General features: G+C 60.6%; 20 protein-coding genes. 9 read left to right on the top strand and 11 right to left on the bottom strand.

Annotated elements, in window-relative coordinates:
• Positions 1 to 26 precede the first annotated feature (26 nt).
• Positions 27 to 917 carry a non-homologous end joining protein Ku gene (locus BM300_RS08000; protein ID WP_092142883.1) on the bottom strand — a complete coding sequence of 297 codons (891 nt, stop codon included), beginning with the start codon at positions 915 to 917 and terminating at the stop codon, positions 27 to 29.
• 199 nt (positions 918 to 1,116) lie between these two features.
• On the opposite strand from BM300_RS08000, the gene BM300_RS07995 reads away from it, so the two are divergent.
• The 4 genes from BM300_RS07995 (at position 1,117) to BM300_RS07980 (ending at position 4,671) form a co-directional block, all read left to right on the top strand.
• Entirely contained in the window at positions 1,117 to 1,458 is a 342-nt protein-coding gene (locus BM300_RS07995; protein WP_063320919.1) for a hypothetical protein, read from the top strand.
• 47 nt (positions 1,459 to 1,505) lie between these two features.
• Positions 1,506 to 2,654, top strand: coding sequence for a PQQ-dependent sugar dehydrogenase (locus BM300_RS07990; protein WP_092142889.1), 1,149 nt, complete (start codon positions 1,506 to 1,508; stop codon positions 2,652 to 2,654).
• 342 nt (positions 2,655 to 2,996) lie between these two features.
• Entirely contained in the window at positions 2,997 to 4,004 is a 1,008-nt protein-coding gene (ilvA, locus tag BM300_RS07985; protein WP_092142893.1) for a threonine ammonia-lyase, biosynthetic, read from the top strand.
• Between the two features lie 385 nt (positions 4,005 to 4,389).
• Positions 4,390 to 4,671: a DUF1652 domain-containing protein gene (locus tag BM300_RS07980; protein WP_063320921.1), complete on the top strand. Its 282-nt coding sequence runs from the start codon at positions 4,390 to 4,392 to the stop codon at positions 4,669 to 4,671.
• Positions 4,672 to 4,769: 98 nt separating this feature from the next.
• On the opposite strand, the gene BM300_RS07975 is transcribed toward BM300_RS07980, so the two are convergent.
• The 10 genes from BM300_RS07975 to BM300_RS07930 all read right to left on the bottom strand — a co-directional run bounded on the left by BM300_RS07975 (position 4,770) and on the right by BM300_RS07930 (position 16,357).
• Positions 4,770 to 5,708 (bottom strand): carbohydrate kinase family protein, encoded by a 939-nt coding sequence (locus BM300_RS07975; protein WP_092462483.1) that lies wholly within the window; start codon positions 5,706 to 5,708, stop codon positions 4,770 to 4,772.
• Positions 5,709 to 5,720: 12 nt separating this feature from the next.
• On the bottom strand, positions 5,721 to 7,208 hold the full coding sequence (xylB, locus tag BM300_RS07970) for a xylulokinase (RefSeq protein ID WP_092462481.1): 1,488 nt from the start codon (positions 7,206 to 7,208) through the stop codon (positions 5,721 to 5,723).
• A gap of 207 nt (positions 7,209 to 7,415) precedes the next feature.
• On the bottom strand, positions 7,416 to 8,897 hold the full coding sequence (locus BM300_RS07965; protein ID WP_092462479.1) for a mannitol dehydrogenase family protein: 1,482 nt from the start codon (positions 8,895 to 8,897) through the stop codon (positions 7,416 to 7,418).
• 15 nt (positions 8,898 to 8,912) lie between these two features.
• Positions 8,913 to 10,016 (bottom strand): ABC transporter ATP-binding protein, encoded by a 1,104-nt coding sequence (locus BM300_RS07960; RefSeq protein ID WP_014338172.1) that lies wholly within the window; start codon positions 10,014 to 10,016, stop codon positions 8,913 to 8,915.
• A gap of 39 nt (positions 10,017 to 10,055) precedes the next feature.
• Positions 10,056 to 10,886, bottom strand: coding sequence for a carbohydrate ABC transporter permease (locus tag BM300_RS07955; protein ID WP_003202324.1), 831 nt, complete (start codon positions 10,884 to 10,886; stop codon positions 10,056 to 10,058).
• Positions 10,887 to 10,896: 10 nt separating this feature from the next.
• A complete protein-coding gene (locus BM300_RS07950) occupies positions 10,897 to 11,832 on the bottom strand; it encodes a carbohydrate ABC transporter permease (RefSeq protein WP_053184628.1) in 936 nt (311 codons plus the stop codon).
• Between the two features lie 160 nt (positions 11,833 to 11,992).
• Positions 11,993 to 13,303, bottom strand: a complete 1,311-nt coding sequence (locus BM300_RS07945; RefSeq protein WP_092462477.1) for an ABC transporter substrate-binding protein — start codon at positions 13,301 to 13,303, stop codon at positions 11,993 to 11,995.
• Between the two features lie 336 nt (positions 13,304 to 13,639).
• Positions 13,640 to 14,545 carry an AraC family transcriptional regulator gene (locus BM300_RS07940; RefSeq protein WP_072346779.1) on the bottom strand — a complete coding sequence of 302 codons (906 nt, stop codon included), beginning with the start codon at positions 14,543 to 14,545 and terminating at the stop codon, positions 13,640 to 13,642.
• 70 nt (positions 14,546 to 14,615) lie between these two features.
• Positions 14,616 to 15,908 (bottom strand): glycosyltransferase, encoded by a 1,293-nt coding sequence (locus tag BM300_RS07935; protein WP_092462475.1) that lies wholly within the window; start codon positions 15,906 to 15,908, stop codon positions 14,616 to 14,618.
• Positions 15,909 to 15,985: 77 nt separating this feature from the next.
• On the bottom strand, positions 15,986 to 16,357 hold the full coding sequence (locus BM300_RS07930) for a response regulator (protein WP_072346783.1): 372 nt from the start codon (positions 16,355 to 16,357) through the stop codon (positions 15,986 to 15,988).
• 273 nt (positions 16,358 to 16,630) lie between these two features.
• Between BM300_RS07930 and BM300_RS07925 the strand changes: the two genes are divergently transcribed.
• The 5 genes from BM300_RS07925 to BM300_RS07905 are packed head-to-tail and all read left to right on the top strand — an operon-like array spanning position 16,631 to position 23,168.
• Entirely contained in the window at positions 16,631 to 20,113 is a 3,483-nt protein-coding gene (locus tag BM300_RS07925) for a response regulator (protein WP_092462473.1), read from the top strand.
• Positions 20,113 to 20,928 carry a CheR family methyltransferase gene (locus BM300_RS07920; RefSeq protein WP_063320931.1) on the top strand — a complete coding sequence of 272 codons (816 nt, stop codon included), beginning with the start codon at positions 20,113 to 20,115 and terminating at the stop codon, positions 20,926 to 20,928. The genes BM300_RS07925 and BM300_RS07920 overlap by 1 nt, the downstream gene beginning before the upstream one ends.
• On the top strand, positions 20,925 to 21,512 hold the full coding sequence (locus tag BM300_RS07915) for a chemotaxis protein CheB (protein WP_063320932.1): 588 nt from the start codon (positions 20,925 to 20,927) through the stop codon (positions 21,510 to 21,512). The genes BM300_RS07920 and BM300_RS07915 overlap by 4 nt, the downstream gene beginning before the upstream one ends.
• Before the next feature lie 5 nt (positions 21,513 to 21,517).
• On the top strand, positions 21,518 to 22,798 hold the full coding sequence (locus tag BM300_RS07910) for a hybrid sensor histidine kinase/response regulator (RefSeq protein WP_063320933.1): 1,281 nt from the start codon (positions 21,518 to 21,520) through the stop codon (positions 22,796 to 22,798).
• Positions 22,791 to 23,168, top strand: coding sequence for a response regulator (locus BM300_RS07905; protein ID WP_063320934.1), 378 nt, complete (start codon positions 22,791 to 22,793; stop codon positions 23,166 to 23,168). Before BM300_RS07910 ends, BM300_RS07905 begins: the two co-directional genes overlap by 8 nt.
• The last annotated feature ends 117 nt before the right edge of the window (positions 23,169 to 23,285 follow it).

The raw sequence follows: 23,285 nt of genomic DNA, 5'->3' as shown, positions 1-23,285 counted from the left end.
TTCCCTTGTATTGCGCACGCCAGGGTTTACCCCCGGGAGGCCTTGGTGGCTTTTTTGGCAGGAGCGGATTTGCGGGCTTTCGCAGGTTTTGCAGGGGGCTTCCCGGCGGATTTGTCGGTGGCCTTGCCCTTGCTGCCCAGGCTGCGCTTGAGCAACTCGGTAAGGTCGATAACATCGGCGGTCTTGCGTTGTTCTTCGCCCGGGTCGGTTTCCACCGCTTCGAGGCGGCCTTCGTTGGCCTTTTTCTCCACCAGTTCCATGATTTTGTCTTCGAAACTGTCCCGGTATTCTTGCGGTTCCCAGTCGGCGCTCATGTCTTCCACGAGACGTTTGGCCATTTCCAGCTCGCCCTTGGCCAGGGTTGGGTTCGTCACTTCGTCGCCCAACTCGAGGACATCAAGGTCGCGTACCTCCGCAGGCCAGCGCAGCATCACCAGTACCAGCGCCGATTCAAGGGGCATGAGCGCCGCCAGGTGCTGGCGGGTATGCAGCACGACATGGGCCAGGGCGACCTTGTGGGTCTTGACCAGGGTTTCGCGCAGCAGGGCATAGACTTTGCCACCGCGTTTGTCGGGGGCGAGAAAGTAGGGTGTGTCGATGTTTTGCAACGGGATCTTCTCGCTGTCGACAAAGGCAAAGATATCGATGGTCTGGGTGGACTTGGGGTGGGCGGAACGGATTTCCTCCTCGCTGAGCAGCACGTACTGGCCTTTCTGGTACTGGACGCCTTTGACGATGTCATCCTTGGTCACTTCCTTGCCCGTGGTCTTGTTGACCCGCTTGTAGCCCACCGGATCCATGCTGCGTTTGTCCAACCAGTCAAAATCCACCCCCTGGGACGAGGTGGCCGACACCAGCGCGACAGGAATGTGGACCAGTCCGAAGCTGATTGCGCCTTTCCAGATTGCCCGTGCCATGGTGGTGTTGTCCTTGCCGGTGGATGTCTTTCTGGTGACCTTCGCGCCTTGGGAAAAGTTTCCATTGTAGGGCGAGCGAGCTTGCTCCCACCTGTCCTCGGAGACGCTTCGTTACATCTTCACCGGGATATTTCGCTTAACAAGGGCGAACCTGCGGCGTAGCGTGCTTTCGATATGCCTGAACCCCAGAGGTGTCCCAATGAACAGGCTGATGCTCGTCATCATGACGCTATTACTGACTGCCGCTGCTCAGGCCGCCACGCCCAGCGCAGGCGCAACGGTCCTGGCCCAAAACCTGCCGGGCAACAACAATCCCTATAACAGCCCGACCCGACGGGCCAATCCCAACAGCATGCAGGGCACCCGGCCCAACGTGCCGACGATACATAACAACCCGACAGTGCCGGTACCACGGCCACCGACCCTGGAAAACGGCGGCATCGGCAACGGCTACCCGCGTTCCGGCCCGCCGTCGGGTTCGCCGCGACCGACCATCGAGTCTCCTGCGCCACCGCGCAACAGCCAGAATGGCAACCGCTAGGCGCTGGCGCCCGTTGTTCTCTTTCAACACCGCAGAAGGAAATGTGCATGTTGCGTAAAACACTCCTGGCCGCATTCTGCGCCAGCGCTGTCCTGGCCCTTGCCACCCCGGCCAATGCCGCGCCAACCCAGTCATTCAAGAGCGAGGAGGGCACGCTGGAAGTGACCACCGTGGTCAAGGGGCTGGAGCACCCTTGGTCTGTCGCATTCTTGCCTGGCCAGCAGGGCATGCTGGTGACGGAGCGACCGGGTAACCTGCGGGTGGTCAGCGCCGATGGCCAATTGTCCGCCCCCTTGAGTGGCGTGCCTGAAGTGTGGGCCAAGGGCCAGGGCGGTCTGCTGGACGTGGTGCTGTCGCCCGATTTCAAGCAGGATCGTACCGTCTACCTGTCTTATGCCGAGGCGGGCGCAGATGGCAAGGCCGGCACCGCCGTGGGGCGCGGGCAACTGTCCGAAGATCTCAAGAGCCTGAAGAATTTCGACGTGATCTTCCGTCAGCAGCCCAAGTTGTCCACGGGCAACCACTTTGGCTCGCGCCTGGTCTTCGACCGCGACGGTTATCTGTTCATTACCTTGGGGGAAAACAACGAGCGGCCCACCGCCCAGGATCTGGACAAGCTGCAAGGCAAGATCGTGCGCATCTACCCCGACGGTAAGGTGCCCGACGACAACCCCTTCGTCGGCCAGAAAAACGTCCGTCCCGAGATATGGTCCTACGGCATGCGCAACCCCCAGGGGGCGGCCCTGAACCCTTGGAATGGCACGTTGTGGGAGAACGAACACGGGCCCAAGGGCGGTGATGAGATGAACATCATCGAGCGCGGCAAGAACTACGGCTGGCCATTGGCGACCCATGGCATCAACTACTCCGGCGCTCCGATCCCCGAAGCCCAGGGCAAGACCGTCGAGGGTGGCCTTGACCCTCACCACGTCTGGCAGGTCTCACCGGGGCTCAGTGGCATGGCGTTCTACGACCATGGGCGCTTCAAGGCCTGGCAACACAATGTGTTCATCGGCGCCTTGGTGCCAGGGGAACTGATCCGCCTGCAATTGCAAGACGACAAGATCGTCCATGAAGAGCGCCTGTTGGGTGAGCTCAAGGCGCGAATCCGTGATGTTCGCCAGGGCCCGGATGGGTATCTCTATGTGTTGACGGATGAGGACGACGGGGCGTTGTACAAAGTCGGCCTCAAATAGTTGGAGAAAACCGTGGGAACGAGCTCGCTCGCGATTGCTATGGGTCAGCTGGCATTGATGCCGACTGATACTCCGCAATCGCGAGCAAGCTCGCTCCCGCAGGGAATGTTGTTCACTTGAGGTCAATGCAGCGAATATCGGCTGGCACTTGATATTGCCCATTGACTTGCCGCCAACGCACCGCTAATTTCCAGGCATGAACTCACTCGTACTGCGCAGCCAGCCAAGCATTATTACCGCCATTCCTTATTTGGCGGGTTAGCTGTCGGCTGCACCCAACCCGCCCTGGAGGCGGGTTTTTTCTTTCTGTCTCCTGGGCTCCGCCTGAACCAGGAGATCGCCATGACCGTTACCCGCACCGAGCAAACCCTGCTCGAGCACTATGTTAAGAAGATTCTCGCCGCGCCGGTCTATGAGCTGGCGGTGCGCACGCCGCTGCAAGCGGCTCCCGCATTGTCCGAGGCCTTGGGTAACCGGATCCTGCTCAAGCGCGAAGACCTGCAACCGACCTTTTCCTTCAAGATCCGCGGTGCCTACAACAAACTCGTGCAACTGACCCCGGAGCAGCGCGCCCGTGGCGTCATCACCGCGTCCGCCGGCAATCATGCCCAGGGTGTCGCGCTGGCGGCACGGGAGTTGGGTATTTCGGCCAGCATCGTCATGCCTGTGACCACTCCACAATTGAAGGTGCTGGGCGTGCGCAACCGAGGCGCCGAAGCGATTCTGCACGGGGAAAGCTTTCCGTTTGCCCTGGCGCACGCGCTGGACCTGGCCGAGCAGAGCGGACGGGAGTTCGTCTCGCCTTTCGATGACCCGGACGTGATCGCCGGGCAGGGCACCGTCGCCATGGAAATCCTGCGCCAGCACCCCGGCCAGCTGGATGCGATTTTTGTCCCGGTCGGTGGCGGTGGGCTGATTGCCGGGATCGCAGCCTACGTCAAGTACCTGCGCCCGGAAGTACGCATCATCGGCGTCGAGTCGCAGCACTCGGCCTGTCTCCAGGCGGCGCTGGCAGCCGGTGAGCGAGTGACCTTGCCTGAGGTGGGAACCTTCGCCGATGGCGTGGCCGTGGCGCAGATCGGCGCCCATGGCCTCGATATCTGCCGTTTCTGTGTCGATGAGGTGATGACCGTGAGCAACGATCAACTGTGCGCCGCGATCAAGGATATCTATGACGATACCCGCTCCATCACTGAGCCGTCGGGCGCACTGGCGGTGGCAGGCATCAAGCAGTACGTGGCCGACACGGGGGCGCGAGGCCAGACGCTGGTGGCGATCGATTCCGGTGCCAATATCAATTTCGACAGCTTGCGCCACGTGGCCGAGCGGGCGGCAGTGGGCGCGTTTTGAGTTTTTTACGCTACGTCACACTTTTTTTGAAGCAGGCGACGGATGCCCACTTGCGTCTTCGTATTAGGGGCTACTCTAAGTTGCGAACAGGATAAAAGCGATTGCAGTTTGCATGGAAAAAGTAGCGTTTCCTTGCATTTTGCACGAGTTCTCCGGCGCGGGACGAAGCTAAGCGCTTGATTCAGATCAATCCGCAAGGTCTTCGATACAGGCATGCTTCTTGCGGGATGATTCAAGAGTTCGCCTGGCGAACTCGTTGACTGAAAACGCTAAAAAGAACGAACGAACGGCACGGTATTCGTAGTCCCAGTCCGCAGGGAAGAAAACGGACGAAAATACCGCCGGCGTGAACATAAGTTGGCCGCCTCAACAGGAGAGAGTCGCCATGTTTCTATCTGCCCTCGAAATGCGAAACATCATTGAAAGCAGCTTGCTGCCCAAGCGCTCGCAATGCACCTTGTCACCTGAGCTCAAGATGACGGTCAAGATTTACGACGATCATGCAACCGATCGCGTGGCATTGCTCAAAACCGACATCGATGCCAATAAACTCACCGGTTGTCGGGCCATCAACGACTTGATCGCGGAACTGCGTACCGAGCTCGACCACAACCCTGCCGCTGGCAATCACTTTCATCAGCAACACCAGCGGATGACTGGCCGCTGATAACGGCCTTGTCCTTGTAAGCCTGACGCTCGGGTCCGGTCATGTCCGAACCCGGCGTCCAGTTTTTTTCAGCTGTTTTTTTAGCTGCGATGCGCCATTCAGTTCAATTGGTGCCTGTAGGGCAGGTCTGGCCCGGTTTTGCCGCAAGTCAGGGCGGCGGCGCGAATGGCGAATTCAAGCATTGCGCTGATCTGTTCCCGGGTCAGGGTATGCAAGCCCTCGATCGAATCCAATTGTTGTTCAGTCAACCACGCAATCAGCGCGGCCTGAAAGGTATCGCCTGCACCCACGGTGTCGGCGATCTTCACCGGACAGGACGGCAGCGACCATGAGCCGTGTTGGCGACTGAAGACCGTAGCGCCCTGGCCGCCACGGGTCAGGAAGACCAATTGGCAGCGGTTCCCCAGCCAACCTTCGATGATCGCCTCGGGCTTCTTGCCGGGGTAGAGCAGGTCCAGGTCTTCGTCACTGACCTTGATCAGGTCGGCATATTGCACCAGCGTCGCAATCCGTGAGCGCCACAGCTCGATATCCGGCTGCGGGTTGAGTCGCACATTCGGGTCGAGGCTGATCAGGCGGCGGCCGCTTTCGCGTTGCATCAGGGCCAGGAGCGTATCGGCGATGGGCTGGACCACCAGCGAGAACGAGCCGAAATGCAAGCCGCGCACCTCGGGGCCCAGGTCCGGTAGATGCGCCAGGCTCAGTTGTCGGTCCGCACAGCCTTCGCCGCGAAAACTGTAGTGGGGCGAACCATTGGCGCCTACGGCAACCATTGCCAGGGTGGTCGGTGCGTCGAAGTCCACCAGGTATTGGGCGCTGACACCTTCATTGAGCAGCACCTGGTGCAAGCGTCGACCCAGGTAGTCGGTGGACAGCCCGGTAAACAGCGCCGATTCAATACCCAGGCGACGCAGCCCCACGGCCACGTTAAACGGTGAACCACCGGCAATGGCCTTGTAGCTCACGTGCGAGGCCGGACCATCCGCCTCGGTCTCACTGAAAAAATCAAACAGCGCTTCACCACACACCAAATACATAGTTTCCCGCTCTCAAAGGGTTGCGACGTGTTGTCGATAACGTTCATAGGCCTGTTGCGACGCCGCGACATGCGCGGCGATTGGCCGGGTTTCGCTGCTCGGGTCGAGCTTGACGCAGCGCTCGCACAGCTCGGCCAAGCCCGTCTGTGAACCGGAGTGGCACCATGCCGCTTGGATCGCCGCCCCCAATGCAGCGGCTTCGCTCTGTTCGGTGCAAATGACCGTGGTGTCCATGGTGTCGGCGACGATCTGCCGCCACTGCGCGCTCTTCGAACCTCCGCCGATCAGGCGAATGCTCTGGGCCTGGAGTCCGTTGGCTCGCAGCAGGTCCAAGCCATAGCGCAAACCGAAGGTCGTGCCTTCGACCACGGCGCGACACAGGTTGGCCCGGGTCAGGTTGGTGGAGGTCAGGCCCAGCAGGCTGCCGGTGGCATGGGGCAGGGCAGGCACCCGCTCGCCGTTGAGGAACGGCAGCATGCAGACCCCCTCGGCGCCAATCGGGGCCTTGGCCACCAGGGCGTTGAAGGCGTCGATGTCCAGGTCCAGCAGTTCGCGTATCGCGCCAGTGGCGTTGGTCAGGTTCATGGTGCAGATCAGCGGCAGCCAGCCACCGCTGGAGGAACAGAACGTCGCCACGGACGGCTGTGGACTGACCGCAGGTTCGGCGGCATAGGCGTACACCGTGCCGGAGGATCCGAGGCTCATGGTGATCACACCGGGCTGGATGTTCCCGGTGCCGATGGCGCCCATCATGTTGTCGCCGCCGCCACTGGCCACCACCGCGTCGGGGTTGATGCCCAGGTGCGCGGCAATGGCCGGCAGGATGCGTCCGACGGGCTGATGGGCCTCGATCAGTTCCGGCAGCGCCGCTTGCAAGCGTGCGCTGGGGTCGATGTGTTGTAACAGTTGCACGTCCCATTGGCGGGTGCGTACGTTGAAATAGCCGGTCCCCGAAGCATCGCCGTATTCGCTGCAATGGCGGCCGGTGAGCCAGTAGTTGAGGAAGTCGTGGGGCAGCAGGACGCTGGCGATGCGTTCGAATACCTGGGGATGCTGCTCCCGCGTCCAGAGCAGTTTGGAAACCGTGTAGCCCGGCGCGATCACCACGCCGAGGCGTTCGAGGCTGCCGTCTTCACCGCTCAGGTGGGCCAGGAGCCGATCATTTTCCGGCGTTGTCTCGGTGTCGCACCACAGCTTGGCCGGGCGCAAGACCTGGCCCTGCTCGTCAAGCAGCACCAGGCCGTGTTGCTGGCCGGAGACGCCGATGCCGAGGATCGCCTGGCCATCGACGCCGGCGGCGGCCAAGGCCTGATGAGTTGCCTGGGTGAATGCATCGAGCCATTGCTGGGTGTCTTGTTCACGACGACCGTTGGCCCCGCTGATCATGCTGTGGGCAGCGGCGCCCTGGCCGAGTACCTGGCCGCTGATCGCATCCAGGATCAGCGCCTTGGTGCCTTGGGTGCCGCAGTCGATGCCCAGGAACAGTTGTTGGTTTGCCATGGAAATCCTTGGTCGTCAGATCAATACCCGCAGGAAATAGCCGCTCGGTCAGCCAACACCTACCTGTGGCGAGGGAGCTTGCTCCCGCTGGGCTGCGAAGCAGCCCCAAAACCTGCCACTCGGTCTGTCAGGTTCTCCGTGTCGGCTGTCTTGGGGGCCGCTGCGCAGCCCAGCGGGAGCAAGCTCCCTCGCCACAAAAGCGGACCGTTAGTCCGCGTCAGCCAGCACGCGCTCAAGCGTTCGCGTGACGCCATGCTCGCGCAAGCTGTTGCAGCACCATTCGAATGCTGCCACGAACTCCGGCGAGCGGGGAATGGCGGTGCCAAAGATTTCTTCCACCTCCAGCATCCGCTGGGTCACCAGCGCATCGTCGGCCACCAATGCCTGGCAAAACGCTGCCCGTGGGTCCGGGATTGAATACGTCACGCCGTTCTCGTCCACGCCCTTCAGGTACACGGCCCAGGCGGCCACCACCAGCGCCGCGCGGCGGGTTTCGCCACCGTCGGCGATCAAGCGGTTGATGGTCGGCACAGTGAATTTTGGAAACTTCGACGAGCCGTCCGAACAGACCCGTTCCAACTGGTCGGCAATCGCCTGATTGGAAAAGCGCTCCACCAGGGTGTTCTTGTAGTCGGTCAGGTCGATGCCTGGCACTGGCGCCAGTTGCGGCGTCACGTCCAGGTCCATGTAGGCGCGCATGTAACGCACGAACAGCGGGTCGTTCATGGTCTCGTGGACGAAGCGATAACCCTTGAGAAAGCCCAGGTAGGTCAACGCCAGGTGGCTGCCGTTGAGCAGCTTGATCTTCATCTCTTCATAGGGTGTGACGTCATCGGTGAACTGCACGCCGACCTTTTCCCAGGCCGGGCGACCGTTGACGAACTTGTCTTCCAGGACCCATTGCACGAACGGTTCGCAGACCACCGGCCAAGCGTCGTCGATGCCATGTTCGTCATGCAGTTGCAGGCGATGGGCCACGCTGGTCATGGGCGTGATGCGATCGACCATGGCATTGGGGAAACTGACATTGCGGTCGATCCACTGCCCCAGCTCCGCGTCGCGCAGCGCGGCGAAGGCCAGCAACGCCTTGCGGGTCACGGCGCCGTTGTGGGGCAGGTTATCGCAAGACATCAACGTGAACGCCGGGATGCCCGCCGTGCGACGCTTGGCCAGGGCGGCGCAGAGAAAACCGAAGACGGTTTTCGGAGCGTCAGGATGGGCCAGGTCGTGCTGGATCTGCGGCAAGTGGGCCATGAACTCGCCGTTGCTGTCGTCGATGCAATAACCGCCTTCGGTGATGGTCAGCGAGACGATGCGGATCTGCGGATCGGCCAGTTTGTCGATCAGCGCCTGGGCGCCATCTTCAGCCAGCAACATGTCATTGATCGCGCCAATCACCCGGACTTCGGTGTCATCGGTGTCGCCCAGTTCGTACAGGGTGAACAGGTAGTCCTGGCTGGCCAGGTCATCCCGGGCACGGCGATCCTCGGCCCGCAGGCCCACGCCGCAGATGGCCCAGTCCAGGTCGGTGCCGGTATTCATCAGCGCATCGGTGTAGTAGGCCTGGTGCGCCCGGTGGAAACCGCCGACACCGATGTGGGCGATGCCCTGGCGGACATCGCCCACAGGGTAGGCGGGCAGGGCGACGCCAGGGTTGAGGTTGTGCAGGTTTTGTCGGTTGAGTTTCATCGCAGGTCTCGGTAATCAGGCGGCGGCGCGCAGCGCACGGGTCACCGCAACGCCCTCGGCGTCGAATAAGTGGCAGTGTTCAGCGTCCAGGTGCAGGCTCAGTTGCTCGCCGAAACGGCTCGCCAGGTCGCCGCGAACGCGCATGGTCAAGGCTTCGCCGGAGGCCGTGACGACGTGACAGAAGGTGTCGCTGCCCAGCCGCTCGCTGACGTCGGCGGTAACTTGCAACGTGCAGTCGCCCGGTTGCGCCAGGTTCAGGTGTTCCGGGCGAATTCCCAGGGTCACCGCGCCGCCGACGCTCAGGTTGGCACCGCTCAACGGCAGGCTGATACGCGTACCGGCGTCCAGCAGCACTTCACAGCCCTGGCTGTCGAGGCCGGTGACCTTGCCTTTGAGGAAGCCCATTTTCGGCGTGCCGAGGAACCCGGCGACAAACAGGTTGGCCGGCTGGTGATACAGCTCCAGCGGCGAGCCGACCTGTTCGATACGCCCGCCATTGAGCACCACCACCTTGTCGGCCAGGGTCATGGCTTCGACCTGGTCGTGGGTCACGTAGATCATGGTCGCCTGCAACTCTTTGTGCAGGCGTGCCAGTTCCAGGCGCATCTGCACCCGCAGGGCGGCGTCGAGGTTGGACAGCGGTTCGTCGAACAGGAAGATTTTCGGGTTACGCACGATGGCCCGGCCAATCGCTACACGCTGGCGCTGGCCGCCGGACAGTTGCTTGGGCTTGCGCTCGAGCATCGGCCCCAGTTCGAGGATGCGCGCCGCTTCGTTGACCTTCTTCTCGACCTCGGCCTTGGGCACGCCGGCCAGGTCCAGGGCGAAGGACATGTTCTTGCGCACGCTCATGTGCGGGTACAAGGCGTAGGTCTGGAACACCATCGCCAGGTCGCGCTTGGCCGGGCTGACTTCGGTGATGTCCCGGCCATCCAGTTCGATGGTGCCGTCGCTGACCTCTTCAAGGCCGGCGATCAGCCGAAGCAGCGTGGATTTGCCACAGCCCGACGGGCCGACGAAGACCACGAACTCGCGGTCGTTCACCTCAAGGTCGATGCCCTTGATGATGGAGAAACCTTCGAAACCCTTTTGCAGATTCTTGATTTTCAGGTTGGCCATGATGATGGGCCTCCACTTCTGATTATTGTGTAGGGCGCGTTATTTCACCGCGCCGAAGGACAAACCGCGCACCAGCTGTTTCTGGCTGATCCAGCCGAAAATCAGGATCGGCGCGCAGGCCAGGGTCGAGACGGCCGACAACTTGGCCCAGAACAGACCTTCGGGGCTTGAGTAAGAGGCGATCAACGCCGTCAGTGGCGCGGCTTTGGACGAGGTGAGGTTCAGCGACCAGAAGGCCTCGTTCCAGCACAGGATCAGCGACAGCAGCACGGTGGAGGCCAGGCCGCCCTTGGCGATTGGCAGCAGGACGCGAACCATCTCCTGCCACAGCGTCGCGCCATCCAGGCGCGCGGCTTCGAGGATGTCGCGGGGAATGTCCTTGAAGTAGGTGTAAATCATCCAGACCACGATGGGCAGGTTGATCAACGTGTAGATAACGATCAACGCGAGACGCGTGTCCAGCAGGCCAAATTGCTTGGCCAGCAGGTAAATCGGCATCAGCACGCCCACTGGCGGCAGCATCTTGGTGGAGAGCATCCACAGCAACGTGCCTTTGGTGCGCTGGGTTTCATAGAACGCCATGGAGTAGGCCGCCGGCACTGCAATCAGCAGGCACAGGGCGGTGGCGCTGAAGGAAATCACCACCGAGTTCCAGGCGAAGCTGAAGTAGTTGCTGCGCTCATTGATGTGCAGGTAGTTCTCCAGCGTCGGCGTGAAGATGAACTGCGGCGGCGTGGCGAACGCGTCGATTTCGGTCTTGAAGCTGGTCAGCACCATCCAGAAGATCGGGAAAAAGATCAGGATCGCGATGGCCCAGGCCAGCGTGCCCAGCAGCAGGCTTTGCAGGCGACGGGATTGTTGAAGAGTCATGGCGACGGCCTCAGTGCTTGTCGGTGAGGTTTTTGCCGATCATCCGGACCAGGATGATGGCGGCGATGTTGGCAATGACCACGGCAATCAGGCCACCGGCCGAAGCCATGCCGACGTCGAACTGCACCAGCGCCTGGTTGTAGATCAGGTAGGCCAGGTTGGTGGAGGCGTAGCCGGGGCCACCGTTGGTGGTGGTAAAGATCTCGGCGAACACCGACAGCAGGAAGATCGTCTCGATCATCAGTACCACGGCAATCGGGCGAGCCAGGTGCGGCAGGGTCAGGTGCCAGAAAATCGCGATCGGGCCGGCACCGTCCAGGCGCGCGGCTTCTTTCTGTTCCTGGTCCAGCGACTGCATGGCGGTCATCAGGATCAGGATCGCGAAGGGCAGCCATTGCCAGCTCACGATGATGATGATCGACAGCAGCGGGTAATGGGCTAGCCAGTCCACTGGCTGGGCGCCGAACAGTTTCCACACCGAGGCGAGGATGCCCGAGACCGGGTGGAAGATCAGGTTCTTCCAGATCAGCGCGCCGACGGTGGGCATGATGAAGAACGGCGAGATCAGCAGCACACGGACGATGCCGCGACCAAAAAACTCACTGGCCTCCAGCAGCGCGCTGATCAACACCCCCAGCACGATACTGATCAGCAGCACGCTGCCCACCAGCAACAAGGTGTTGGTGGCACCGGGCATGAAACCCGAGTCGGTCAGGAAGTAGGTGAAGTTCTCCAGCCCGACGAATTCGTTTTCGCCGGGGTAGAGCAGGTTGTAGCGGATCATCGAGAAGTAGACGGTCATGCCCAGCGGCACGATCATCCACAGCAGCAACAAGGCCACCGAAGGGCTGACCAGGAACCAACCGGGGTTCGCCAGGCGGATCTTGCGTGCCGGCGGCGGGGCAATCTCGATGGGGGCTTTGGCAGTTGTCGTTGAGCTATTCATGAACGTTTACTCTTCTGCGACGCATTCCCTGTGGCGAGGGAGCTTGCTCCCGCTGGACCGCGCAGCGGGCCTATTTCGACTGGCAATCCGTGGATTGCCAGGGCGGGCTTCGCCCGCAGCGGGAGCAAGCTCCCTCGCCACAATTGGAGAAATGCAGACCTTATTTTGGATACCCGGCGCGTTTCATCTCGCGTTCGGTGGTGGACTGCGCTGCGGTCAACGCCTGGTCCACGCTCTGCTGGCCGGTCAGCGCGCCCGAGAAGAACTTGCCCACTTGGGTGCCAATGGCCTGGAACTCGGGAATGGTCACCAACTGGATGCCGATGTAGGGCACAGGCTTGAGGGTTGGCGCTTTCGGGTCGGCGACTTTCAACGATTCCAGGGTCACCTTGGCAAACGGCGCGGCCTTCATGTACTCGTCGCTGTAGGTCGAGGTGCGGGTGCCTGGCGGTACGTTGGCAATGCCGTCGGTCTTGGCGACCAATTGGCTGTATTCCTTGGACGTCGCCCAAGTGGTAAAGACCGTGGCCGCGTCCTTGGCTTTGGAGCTGGTCGGGATGGCCAGCGACCAGGAGTACATCCACGAAGTGCCCTTGTCGGTTTTTTCGTGGGGGGCGAAGGTGAATCCAACGTGATCGGCCACCTTGCTCTGGGTCTTGTCGGTGACGAACGAACCGGCGACGCTGGCATCGACCCAGATCGCGCATTTGCCGCTGTTGAACAGTGCCAGGTTTTCGTTGAAGCCGTTGCTGGACGCACCCGGCGGGCCGGATTTCTTCATGTTGTCGACGTAGAAATTCAGTGCTTCCTTCCATTCGGGTCCATTGAATTGTGGCTGCCACTTCTCATCGAACCAGCGCGCGCCATAACCGTTGGCCAGGGTGGTGATCAGCGCCATGTTCTCGCCCCAACCGGCCTTGCCCCGCAGGCACAGGCCATATTGTTCCTTGGTCTTGTCGGTGAGTTTTTCCGCGAACTCACCGATCTGGCTCCAGGTCGGGTGTTCGGGCATGGTCAGCCCGGCGTTCTTGAACAGGTCCGTGCGGTAATAGGTGATCGAGCTTTCGGCATAGAACGGCAGGGCGTACAGCGAGCCTTTGACCGACAAGCCATCGCGCACGGAAGGGAAAACGTCGTCCAGGTCGTAGGAGGCCGGCAGGTCCTTCATCGGCTCCAGCCAGCCCTTGGCGCCCCAGAGTGCAGCTTCGTACATGCCAATGGTCAGCACGTCGAACTGTCCGCCTTGGGTGGCGATGTCGGTGGTCAGGCGCTGGCGCAGCACGTTTTCTTCGAGCACCACCCAGTTGAGCTTGATGTCCGGGTGCTCGGCCTCGAAGGTTTTCGAGAGCTTTTGCATGCGGATCATGTCGCTGTTGTTGACGGTGGCAATGGTGAGGGTCTGTGCGCCGAAACTGACGCTGCTGAGGGTCATGCAGGTGGAGACAAGCAGAGCTTTTACCGAAGGTTTCATCGCGCACTCCTTTTCCGCGCCCGAAGGCGGCAGAAGGACAGTTATTGTTTTTGTGTCTTCCGGATGAAGGGAAGAATGTGCGCTGATTACAGCCCTCAATGGACGGCGTGACAAATCATCCGTCGCACTTTCACTGATACTTTTTTGCACTGGAGGGATTGATGCCTGCCACTTCAGGCGGACAAAGAACCTGTGGCGAGGGAGCTTGCTCCCGCTGGGGCGCGCAGCGGCCCTCAACAATTCCCCTGACAACTCGCTGCGAAAGGCTGATATAGGGGCTGCTTCAGCCCAGCGGGAGCAAGCGCCCTCGCCACAGGGGATTGGGTGAGAAAAATGTCAGCCCTGGTTCTGCTCGGTCAACCGCTGCACCGCCAGCCGCCGGTAGTGGGATGGGGTCATGCCCTTGAGCTGCTGGAAACGCCGGTTGAAATTGGAAATGTTGTTGAAACCCGATTCAAAGCACACGTCCGTCACCGGTTTATCACCGTCGGCCAGCAACTCGCAGGATTTGCTGATGCGCAGGCGATTGACGAATTCGATGAAGCAGCGACCGGTGGCCTGTTTGAACACCCGGCTGAAATAGGTGGGTTTCATGCCCAGGTGCTCGGCCACTTCTTCCAGGGACAGTTCCCGGGCGTAATGGGCAAAGATGTAGTCCACCGCGCGGTTGGTGCGGTCGATGCTGTGTTCGTCCGCCGTTTGCGCAGAGGTCGCGCCGGACAGCAGTTGGTAGTCATCCGTGGCGGCCAGCAGCTCCATCAGGATGAAAAAATGCCCCAGGCGGCTCATGCCTTGGGAATCGGCGATGCGCTGCATCAGGGTCATGGCCTGGCGGATGGTGCGCTTGCAGCGGAACTCGATGCCGTACTGGGCACGTTCGAGCAGCGGTGCGACAGTCTTGAGTTCAGCGAACACCTGGTGGCCACTTTCGAACAACTCGTCAGTGAAGTTCACCAGCATGTCGCGCTTATGCACCACTTCGTCCTCGGCCACCTGGCTGATCCAGTTATGGGGCAGGTTGGGGCCGGTGAGGAACAGTGACTGCGGATAGAAGTTGCCGATGTAATCGCCAATGAACACTTTGCCGGAACTGGCGACGATCAAGTGCAGCTCGTATTCCTTGTGGAAATGCCAGCGCACCAGCGGGCAGGGAAAACCGTGCTGACGGTAGATGATGGACAACCCATTATGGTCGTCCATCAACTCGTAGGAGGGGTCGGTGATTCTGGCTGTACGGGTCATGGGCCTGGCGCTTTTATTGTTATCGCCATTGGATAATGCCCCCTTCGCCAGGCGGCTGCCACTCTGACGTCTAACCGTTGCGGTTTTTTTCTTCGATCCACTGGGACATGTATTGGGTGCTTTTGTGCTGGTGGTGACGCAGCATGCTGCCGGTGAAATTGTCCCGACGTCGTTGTGCCAGGTCCGCCCGGCAAGCGTTGATGCTGTCGATCAGTGCCGGGCCGTGCACCTGTTGCCGGTAGCGATTTTCCAGCAGGGCGAGGCCAGCATCCTGGGCCTGGGTCCAGCGCGCCTGATCGCGATACAACTGCACCGCCGCATTGGCGATGCCTTCGGCGCTCTGGGCAATTGCGCCGGGCCAGGGCATGTCGCCGTGCATGGCTTCGGCCCCCACGGGCGTGGTGACGTTGGGGGTGCCGCAGAGCATGGCATCGATCAGCTTGCCCTTGATGCCGGCGCCGAAACGCAGCGGCGCCAGGCAGATGCGTGCCGCCGACATCACCTGCAAGGCGTCCTCCGCCCAGTTCATGATGTGAAAGCCCTGGGCCGGGTTATGCAGCGCGGCGGCCTTGGGCGGGGTGTAGGCGCCGTACAGGTGCAGCTGCGCGCCGGGTAATTGTTGGCGGATCAGTGGCCAGATGGCGTTTTTCATCCAGAGCACGGCGTCCCAGTTCGGTGCGTGGCGAAAGTTGCCGATGCTCAGGAAATGCGCCCGGTCCTCGAACGGCGCCGACGGCTCGCCGGGCAGGTCCAGCATCAACGGGCACCAGTGCAGCAGGTTGCGGGGCAACCCGAAGTGCTCCACCAACAGTTCGATTTCAACCTCGGACACCATCAGGTTGAGGTCGCAGCGGTACAATGCGGCGATTTCCCGTTTGGCCAGGTCGGTGTCGGCCATCCGCTGGAACTCCTCGTCCAGGGCTGGGGCGAAGAGGTCGCTGAAATCCTCGCCAGCCTCATCCTGCTTCAGGCGGTCTTTCAAGCGCTGGTGCCGAGCGTGGCGCAGGCTCTGCAAGTCTGACGTCTCCAGCACCCGCAGGGCACCGGGGCAGTGCTTCTCGACCCGCCAGCCGAACTGTTCTTCCATCATGAATTGGTCGAACAGCACGATGTCCGGCGCCAGCTCACTGATGAAGGCGTCGAAGCTGCTGCTATTGAGTTCGATCGGTACTTCGCGGATACCCAGCGCGACCAGGTCGGCGCGCTGTTCACCGGGGCCCGCCGGGCTGCTGAAGGTGATGTCCCAGCCTTGCCCGAGGACGGTGTCGAGGATCTGCATGACATGCCCGCTGGCAGCCGATGAGCGCGGCTCGGGCCAGACATAGCCGATAACCAGGACCTTGGTGGCGGTGGGGTGATGCATGAGCAGGGGGTTCCTCGAAGCGGATCAGGCGCTGTCGGCGCGCGGGGCGCCGATAGTGACCAAGAATACGATCCGGCTCAAGAAAGAATGCGTTTGACCTTGTCTCGCAACTGATCGATGGAGAAAGGCTTGCCGATCACCGACATGCCTTCTGGCACATCGATGCTTTCGGCATAACCGCTGGCAAACAGCACAGGCAGTTGTGGCCGCACGGCTCGGGCCTGTTTCGCCAATTCGCGCCCGTCCATGACCGGCAGGCCGACGTCGGTCATCATCAGTGCGATGGGTTGCGCGTCGTTTTTTAAAAATGCCAGCGCCTGCTCACAACCATCCGCCTCCAGCACCTGGTATTCCAATTCCTCCAGCACGTCGACGATCAGCATCCGCACAATGTCGTCGTCTTCGACGACCAGGATGGTGGGCGGGGTGGCAGGAGGGGGGGTGGACATAGTTGACATTCTCGAAGGTTGGGGTCGGGAAGGGGCTCGAAGAAATCGGTCTCTTTCATAAGCCTCTTTTATGAGTAAGCTCCGAGGCGGCACAAGTTCCCAAGGTTGTACAAGAAAGGATCTATAGTACAAGAGCTGACAAGGATAGTCGCTTCCTTGCTACAAGGTAGATCGTCGCGGGACTTGCGCCTTTGACTCGTCAGATAATGTGGATCCAAGCGCCGTTTTTCGGGCAAACTCCACGGTTTTCAACTGTCCACCAAGGCCCTTTCCATGACTCCTTCGTCTTCGGTCGACGAGCAAAGTTTTCGCAAGCTCCTGAGCCGCAATATCAGCCTGCCGCTGGGCATGGGCGCCCTCAGCGCGGTGTTTTTCATCATCCTTATCACGTACCTGCTCTCAGTGATCCAATGGGTCGGCCACACCGACCGGGTGATCAATAACGCCAACGAGGCGTTCAAGCTGAGCGTGGACCTGGAAACTGGCATGCGTGGCTATCTCTTGAGCGGTGACGAGCATTTCCTCGACCCCTATGAAGTCGCCAAGCCCCGGATCACCGTTGCGCTGGACACTCTGCTGGAATTGACAGCCGACAACCCTGTCCAGACCGACCGCCTGCACAAGATACAAGCGCTCCAGACCGAGTGGGCCAATTACGCCCAGAGCATGATCGACCTGCAACGTACCAGTGGCGATTACCGGGGGGCGGTGAAGGCCGGGCGCGGCAAGCGCCTGACCGACGAGATTCGCCAGTCCTTCGAAGAAATTGTCGAGACCGAGCAGCAACTGCGTGCGGCGCGCAATGCGGAGGTGCGCGCCACCACGGTCTGGAGTATCGCCCTGTATCTGCTGTTCGTCGCCGCAGTCAGTGGATTGCTGGCCTACGTCGGTCGCCGGGATCTGTTGAGCTTGTCCGAGAGCTACAGCGCCAGCCTGAAAGTCCAGCAACGCAGCGCCCTGCACCTGGAGAAGCAGGCTTGGTTGCGCAATGGCCAGACGCAGCTGGCCGAGCAGGTCCTGGGACAGTTGTCCCTGGACCTGTTGGGCCGCAATATCTTGCAGTTCTGTGCGAAGTACCTGGGGGTGGCGGTCGCTGCGCTCTATGTACGGGAAGAAAATGGCCTGCTCAAGCGCGTCGCCAGCTATGGCTTGTCCCGGGAGGATGACGCGCAGCAGCAGGTGATCGTCGACGGTGAAGGTATTGCTGGCCAAGCCGTCCGACAGGGGCGTCTCATTCGGTTGGATGACGTACCGGACGATTACCTGAAAGTCAGCTCCGGATTGGGGCAAGGGCTGCCCAACAGCGTGTTGGTGGCGCCCACCAGTGACGATGACCGGATCAACGGTGTCATCGAATTGGGCTTCCTGCGGCCATTGACCGAGCGCGACATTGAGATGCTGGAGCTGATTTCCGGCAATATCGGCACCTCCATCGAGGCCGCTCGTTATCGCCAGCGCTTGCAGGAAGTGCTGGCCGAAACCCAGCAGTTGAACGAAGAACTGCAAGTGCAGCAGGAAGAGCTCAAGACTGCCAACGAGGAACTGGAAGAGCAGTCGCGCATTCTCAAGGAGTCCCAGGCCCACCTGGAAGCCCAGCAGCAGGAACTGGAGCAGACCAACGAGCAATTGGCCGAACAGCGCGACGCCATGGACCAGAAGAACAGCGAGCTGAACCTGGCCCAGATCCAGTTGCAGGAGCGCGCCGAAGAGTTGCAGCGTTCGAGCAAGTACAAATCCGAGTTCCTGGCCAACATGTCCCACGAGCTGCGCACGCCGCTCAACAGTTCGTTGATCCTGTCCAAACTGCTGTCGGAAAACCCGCAGCAGAACCTCAGCGAGGAACAGGTCAAGTTTGCCGAGTCGATCTACTCCGCCGGCAACGACCTGTTGAACCTGATCAACGATATTCTCGACATCTCCAAGGTCGAGGCTGGAAAGCTGGAAGTGCGCCCGGAGAACACCAGCGTGCAGCGTCTGGTGGAGGGCCTGCGGGACATGTTCGAGCCGTTGGCAGTCGACAAGGGCCTGGAGTTCGAGGTCCAGGTATTGCCCGATGCGCCAGCGATGCTCTACACCGACCGCCAGCGCCTGGAACAGGTGATCAAGAACCTGCTGTCCAATGCCGTGAAATTTACCGAGCAAGGCACCGTCAGCCTGTCGGTGGCCGGGCAGCCGGGCTCGGGCATCGCGTTCATCGTGCGCGACTCCGGGATCGGCATCGCCGCCGATCAGCAGCAAAGCATTTTCGAAGCGTTCCGCCAGGCCGATGGCACGACTAATCGTCGCTACGGTGGCACCGGCCTGGGGTTGTCGATTTCCCGGGACCTGGCCACGTTGTTGGGCGGCTCGATCAGCGTTTCCAGCGAGCCGGGGCAGGGCAGCGTGTTTACGCTGGTAATGCCTGAACGTTATGTCGAGCCCGGGGAGTCGCCGATAGAACCGTTGACATTCACCCCGACGGCCACCGCGCCAGCGCCGGCTGCACCAAAAACCGCACCGGCACCGCTGATCGCTGAAGTGGATACGCCGATTGCCCGATTTGCCGACGACCGCGACAAGGCGCCGTTCGATACCCGATGCATTCTGGTGATCGAGGACGAGCCCAAGTTCGCCCGCATCCTGTTCGACCTGGCCCATGAGCTCGGTTACCAGTGCCTCGTGGCCCACGGTGCCGATGAAGGCTTCGACCTGGCCTTGCAACTGGCTCCCGACGCGATCCTTTTGGACATGCGCCTGCCGGATCATTCCGGGCTGACGGTGTTGCAGCGGCTCAAGGAGCGGGCCGAAACCCGGCACATTCCGGTGCACGTGATTTCCGTCGAAGACCGCGTCGAAGCCGCCATGCACATGGGCGCCATCGGTTATGCCGTCAAGCCGACCACCCGCGAAGAACTCAAGGATGTCTTCGCCCGCCTGGAAGCCAAGCTGACCCAGAAGGTCAAGCGGGTGCTGCTGGTGGAGGACGATGACCTGCAACGCGAGAGTATTACCCGCCTGATCGGCGACGATGATATCGAGATCACCGCTGTTGGCCTGGCCCAGCAAGCCCTGGACCTGCTGCGGACCAACGTCTACGACTGCATGATCATCGACCTCAAGTTGCCGGACATGCTCGGCAATGACCTGCTCAAGCGCATGTCCAGCGAAGACATCTGTTCCTTCCCGCCGGTGATCGTCTACACCGGGCGGAACCTGACCCGCGACGAAGAGGCCGAACTGCGCAAGTATTCGCGCTCGATCATCATCAAGGGTGCCCGTTCGCCAGAGCGCTTGCTGGACGAGGTGACACTCTTTCTGCACAAAGTCGAATCCCGGTTGTCCCATGAACGGCAGCGGATGCTCAAGACCGCCCGCAGCCGCGACAAGGTGTTTGAAGGTCGCAAGGTGCTGCTGGTGGACGACGATGTGCGCAACATCTTTGCCCTGACCAGCGCCTTGGAGGCGAAGGGGGCGATTGTTGTCATTGGCCGTAACGGCCTGGAGGCGATCGATCGCCTGAACGAATTCGACGACATCGACCTGGTGCTGATGGATGTAATGATGCCGGAGATGGACGGTTTCGAAGCCACCGCGCTGATCCGCAAGGACCCGCGCTGGCGCAAGCTGCCCATTATTGCCGTGACGGCCAAGGCCATGAAGGATGATCAGGAGCGCTGCCTGGCGGCGGGTTCCAACGACTACCTGGCCAAACCGATCGATCTGGATCGTCTGTTCTCGCTGATTCGCGTGTGGTTGCCGAATATGGAAAGAATTTAGTGGAACGTGACACTGACATTGAACTTCGTTTGTTGATCGAAGCGATCTACCTCAAGTACAGCTACGATTTTCGCGACTATTCCGGTGCGTCCATCAAGCGCCGGGTCCACCATGCGCTGAGCCAGTTCGAGTGCAAGACCATTTCGGCCTTGCAGGAGCGCGTGCTGCATGACCCGGGGGCGTTCATGCAACTGCTGCAACTGCTGACGATCCCGGTCAGCGAGATGTTTCGCGACCCCACGCATTTCCTGGCCATTCGCGAGGAAATCGTGCCGCTGCTCAGGACGTATCCTTCGCTCAAGATCTGGATCGCTGGTTGCAGCACGGGGGAGGAGGTCTACTCCATGGCGATCCTGCTGCGCGAAGAAGGCCTGCTGGACCGCACGCTCATCTATGCCACCGATATCAACCCGCGCTCGTTGGAAAAAGCCAAGCAGGGGATTTTCTCCCTGGAGAACGTGCGTACCTACACCCAGAACTACCAGGCGGCCGGAGGCCGGCGCTCGTTTGCCGATTACTATACCGCGGCCTACGATTATGCGATGTTCGACAAGACCCTGTGCGAGAACGTGACCTTTGCCGATCACAGCCTGGCGACCGACAGTGTCTTTTCAGAAACTCAGTTGATTTCATGTCGCAATGTATTGATATATTTCAATAAAAAACTACAGGATCGGGCGTTCGGATTGTTTCATGAGTCCCTTTGTCACCGTGGTTTCCTGGTATTGGGCAGTAAGGAGACGTTGGATTTCTCGGCTTACGGCCATCGATTCGAGCCGTTGGTCAAACAGGAACGGATCTATCGCAAGTTATGAACCAGACGAAGGACAGATCCAACCCGCCCATCGAGGCCGTTGTCGTCGGTGCATCGGCCGGTGGCGTCGACGCGCTGCTCAAGGTCTTCGGACACCTGCGCAAAGGCTTTGGCGTGCCCATTTTGGTGGTATTGCATTTGCCGGACGAGCGCGAAAGCCAACTGGCCCGTGTCTTCGGACATCGTCTGGCGGTGCCGGTGGAGGAAGCCCGGGACAAGCAAGACATCGTGCCGGGAACCTTGTATGTCGCCACGCCCGGCTATCACTTGTCGGTCGAGGCTGACCGTAGCCTGTCGTTGAGCCTGGAGGAGCCGCTGCATCATTCGCGGCCGTCCATCGATGTGTTGTTTGAATCGGCCGCCGATGTCTACGGCCAGAAATTGCTGGCCGTGGTGCTGACCGGCGCCAACAACGATGGCGCCTGTGGCTTGGCGAAGGTCAGGGCGCTGGGCGGGATCACGGTGGTCCAGGACCCCAATGAAGCCCAGGTCTCGACCATGCCCGAAGCGGCGCTGGCCCTGCACGAACCCGACCATATCCTTACTTTGCAAGGCATCGGCCAATTGCTGGCCGGGCTGGAATGAACCACATGCCAAGAGATATTCAAGCCAAACTGCTGATCGTCGATGATCTGCCTGAGAATCTGTTGGCCCTGGAAGCGTTGATCAAGGGGGGCGACCGCGAGGTCTTCAAGGCCCTGTCGGCGGACGAAGCACTGTCCCTGCTGCTGCAACACGACTTTGCCCTGGCCATCATCGATGTGCAGATGCCGGACATGAACGGTTTCCAACTGGCCGAGCTGATGCGCGGCACGGAGAAGACCCGCAGCATCCCTATCATTTTCGTCAGTGCCGCTGGTCGTGAACGCAACTATGCCTTTACCGGTTATGAAAACGGAGCGGTGGACTTCCTGCACAAGCCGTTGGACACCCAGGCGGTCAAAAGCAAGGTCAATGTGTTCGTCGAGTTGTACCGTCAGCGAAAGGCCATGAAGGAGCAGGTCGTAGCCCTTGAGCAAAGTCGCCGCGAGCAGGAGGTTCTGTTGCAGCAACTGGAGGCTACCCGGGGCGAGCTGGAGCAAGCGGTGCGCATGCGTGACGACTTCATGTCCATCGTCGCCCACGAGGTGCGCACGCCCCTCAATGGCCTCATCCTCGAGACACAACTGCGCAAGATGCACCTGGCCCGGGACAACGCCGCGGCCTTCAGCCTGGACAAGGTGCGGGCGATGGTTGAACGCGATGAGCGGCAGATCAAGAGCCTGATCCGGCTGATCGAGGACATGCTGGATGTCTCGCGGATTCGCACTGGCAAGCTGTCGATTCGTCCGACCCGCTTCAACTTGACAGCATTGGTGGAAAACCTGCTGCGCAATTTTCAGCCGCAGATCGCCGTTGCCGAATGCTCGTTGACCTGCCTGGCTGAACCGTCGGTGGAGGGGCTTTGGGATGAGTTTCGTATCGAGCAGGTGATCTCGAACTTGTTGACCAATGCGTTGCGCTACGGCGGCAAGGGCCCGATCGAGGTGCGCGTCTACAAGACGCCCGACCACGCCTGTATCGAGGTCCAGGACCATGGCATCGGTATCAGCGAGGAAAACCAGAAACGTATTTTTCAGCAGTTCGAACGCGTATCGTCCAAGGCGGCTGCTGCTGGCCTTGGGCTGGGGCTGTTCATTTCCGAGCAGATTGTCACGGCCCATGGCGGGACAATCACGGTCAACAGTCGCCTCCATGAAGGGGCCTTGTTTCGTGTTTGCCTGCCTTTGCAGAAAACTGTCTTGGACAAAACCGCTGAACAGACGCAACCTCTGCGAGACCCCAAGGTCGTATCAGCAGCTATTGATCGAACAAAGGCTTCTCATGAGTGAAGATGCGCAAGATGTTGTATTGATCGTCGAGGATGACCCGTCGATCCTGATGGTGTTGTCGGCCTACCTGTCGGGCGAGGGATACCGGGTGCTACAGGCCGAAAACGGTGCCCAGGCGTTCGAGATCCTGGCGAGCAAGCCTCATCTGGACATGATGATTACCGATTTCCGCCTGCCGGGTGGTATCTCCGGCGTGCAGATCGCCGAGCCTGCGGTCAAGTTGCGTCCTGAGCTGAAGGTCATTTTCATCAGTGGCTACGCCCAGGAAGTGCGCGACACTGACAGCCCCATTACCCGCAAGGCGCCGGTCCTGGACAAGCCGTTCGACCTGGATGAGCTGCAGCGCATCATGCAGTCGATGTTGTCGTAGGTTTTGTCTGGGCTGGGGACATGGCTGTGGCGCTGCAACTGATTTTTCCCAGCCTGCTACCAAGTGTTTGTATCCGGGTTGCTTCATGCAGATAAATGAGGTGCCCGGGCCGCTTTC

The organism is Pseudomonas sp. NFACC46-3, from assembly GCF_900114515.1.
GTDB lineage: Bacteria > Pseudomonadota > Gammaproteobacteria > Pseudomonadales > Pseudomonadaceae > Aquipseudomonas > Aquipseudomonas fluorescens_Q.
Note: the sequence above shows the minus strand (reverse complement) of the source record. Positions and strands in the feature narration are given on the sequence as shown.

Bases quoted from the DNA above. Each gene is read 5' to 3' on its own strand.
- BM300_RS07960 (WP_014338172.1), bottom strand. From the start codon at position 10,016: ATGGCCAACCTGAAAATCAAGAATCTGCAAAAGGGTTTCGAAGGTTTC.
- BM300_RS07980 (WP_063320921.1), top strand. From the start codon at position 4,390: ATGTTTCTATCTGCCCTCGAAATGCGAAACATCATTGAAAGCAGCTTG.
- xylB (WP_092462481.1), bottom strand. From the start codon at position 7,208: ATGGCAAACCAACAACTGTTCCTGGGCATCGACTGCGGCACCCAAGGC.
- BM300_RS07925 (WP_092462473.1), top strand. From the start codon at position 16,631: ATGACTCCTTCGTCTTCGGTCGACGAGCAAAGTTTTCGCAAGCTCCTG.
- BM300_RS07975 (WP_092462483.1), bottom strand. From the start codon at position 5,708: ATGTATTTGGTGTGTGGTGAAGCGCTGTTTGATTTTTTCAGTGAGACC.
- BM300_RS07990 (WP_092142889.1), top strand. From the start codon at position 1,506: ATGTTGCGTAAAACACTCCTGGCCGCATTCTGCGCCAGCGCTGTCCTG.
- BM300_RS07955 (WP_003202324.1), bottom strand. From the start codon at position 10,886: ATGACTCTTCAACAATCCCGTCGCCTGCAAAGCCTGCTGCTGGGCACG.
- BM300_RS07905 (WP_063320934.1), top strand. From the start codon at position 22,791: ATGAGTGAAGATGCGCAAGATGTTGTATTGATCGTCGAGGATGACCCG.
- BM300_RS07965 (WP_092462479.1), bottom strand. From the start codon at position 8,897: ATGAAACTCAACCGACAAAACCTGCACAACCTCAACCCTGGCGTCGCC.
- BM300_RS07950 (WP_053184628.1), bottom strand. From the start codon at position 11,832: ATGAATAGCTCAACGACAACTGCCAAAGCCCCCATCGAGATTGCCCCG.
- BM300_RS07940 (WP_072346779.1), bottom strand. From the start codon at position 14,545: ATGACCCGTACAGCCAGAATCACCGACCCCTCCTACGAGTTGATGGAC.
- BM300_RS07910 (WP_063320933.1), top strand. From the start codon at position 21,518: ATGCCAAGAGATATTCAAGCCAAACTGCTGATCGTCGATGATCTGCCT.
- BM300_RS07995 (WP_063320919.1), top strand. From the start codon at position 1,117: ATGAACAGGCTGATGCTCGTCATCATGACGCTATTACTGACTGCCGCT.
- BM300_RS08000 (WP_092142883.1), bottom strand. From the start codon at position 917: ATGGCACGGGCAATCTGGAAAGGCGCAATCAGCTTCGGACTGGTCCAC.
- ilvA (WP_092142893.1), top strand. From the start codon at position 2,997: ATGACCGTTACCCGCACCGAGCAAACCCTGCTCGAGCACTATGTTAAG.
- BM300_RS07945 (WP_092462477.1), bottom strand. From the start codon at position 13,303: ATGAAACCTTCGGTAAAAGCTCTGCTTGTCTCCACCTGCATGACCCTC.
- BM300_RS07935 (WP_092462475.1), bottom strand. From the start codon at position 15,908: ATGCATCACCCCACCGCCACCAAGGTCCTGGTTATCGGCTATGTCTGG.
- BM300_RS07915 (WP_063320932.1), top strand. From the start codon at position 20,925: ATGAACCAGACGAAGGACAGATCCAACCCGCCCATCGAGGCCGTTGTC.
- BM300_RS07930 (WP_072346783.1), bottom strand. From the start codon at position 16,357: ATGTCCACCCCCCCTCCTGCCACCCCGCCCACCATCCTGGTCGTCGAA.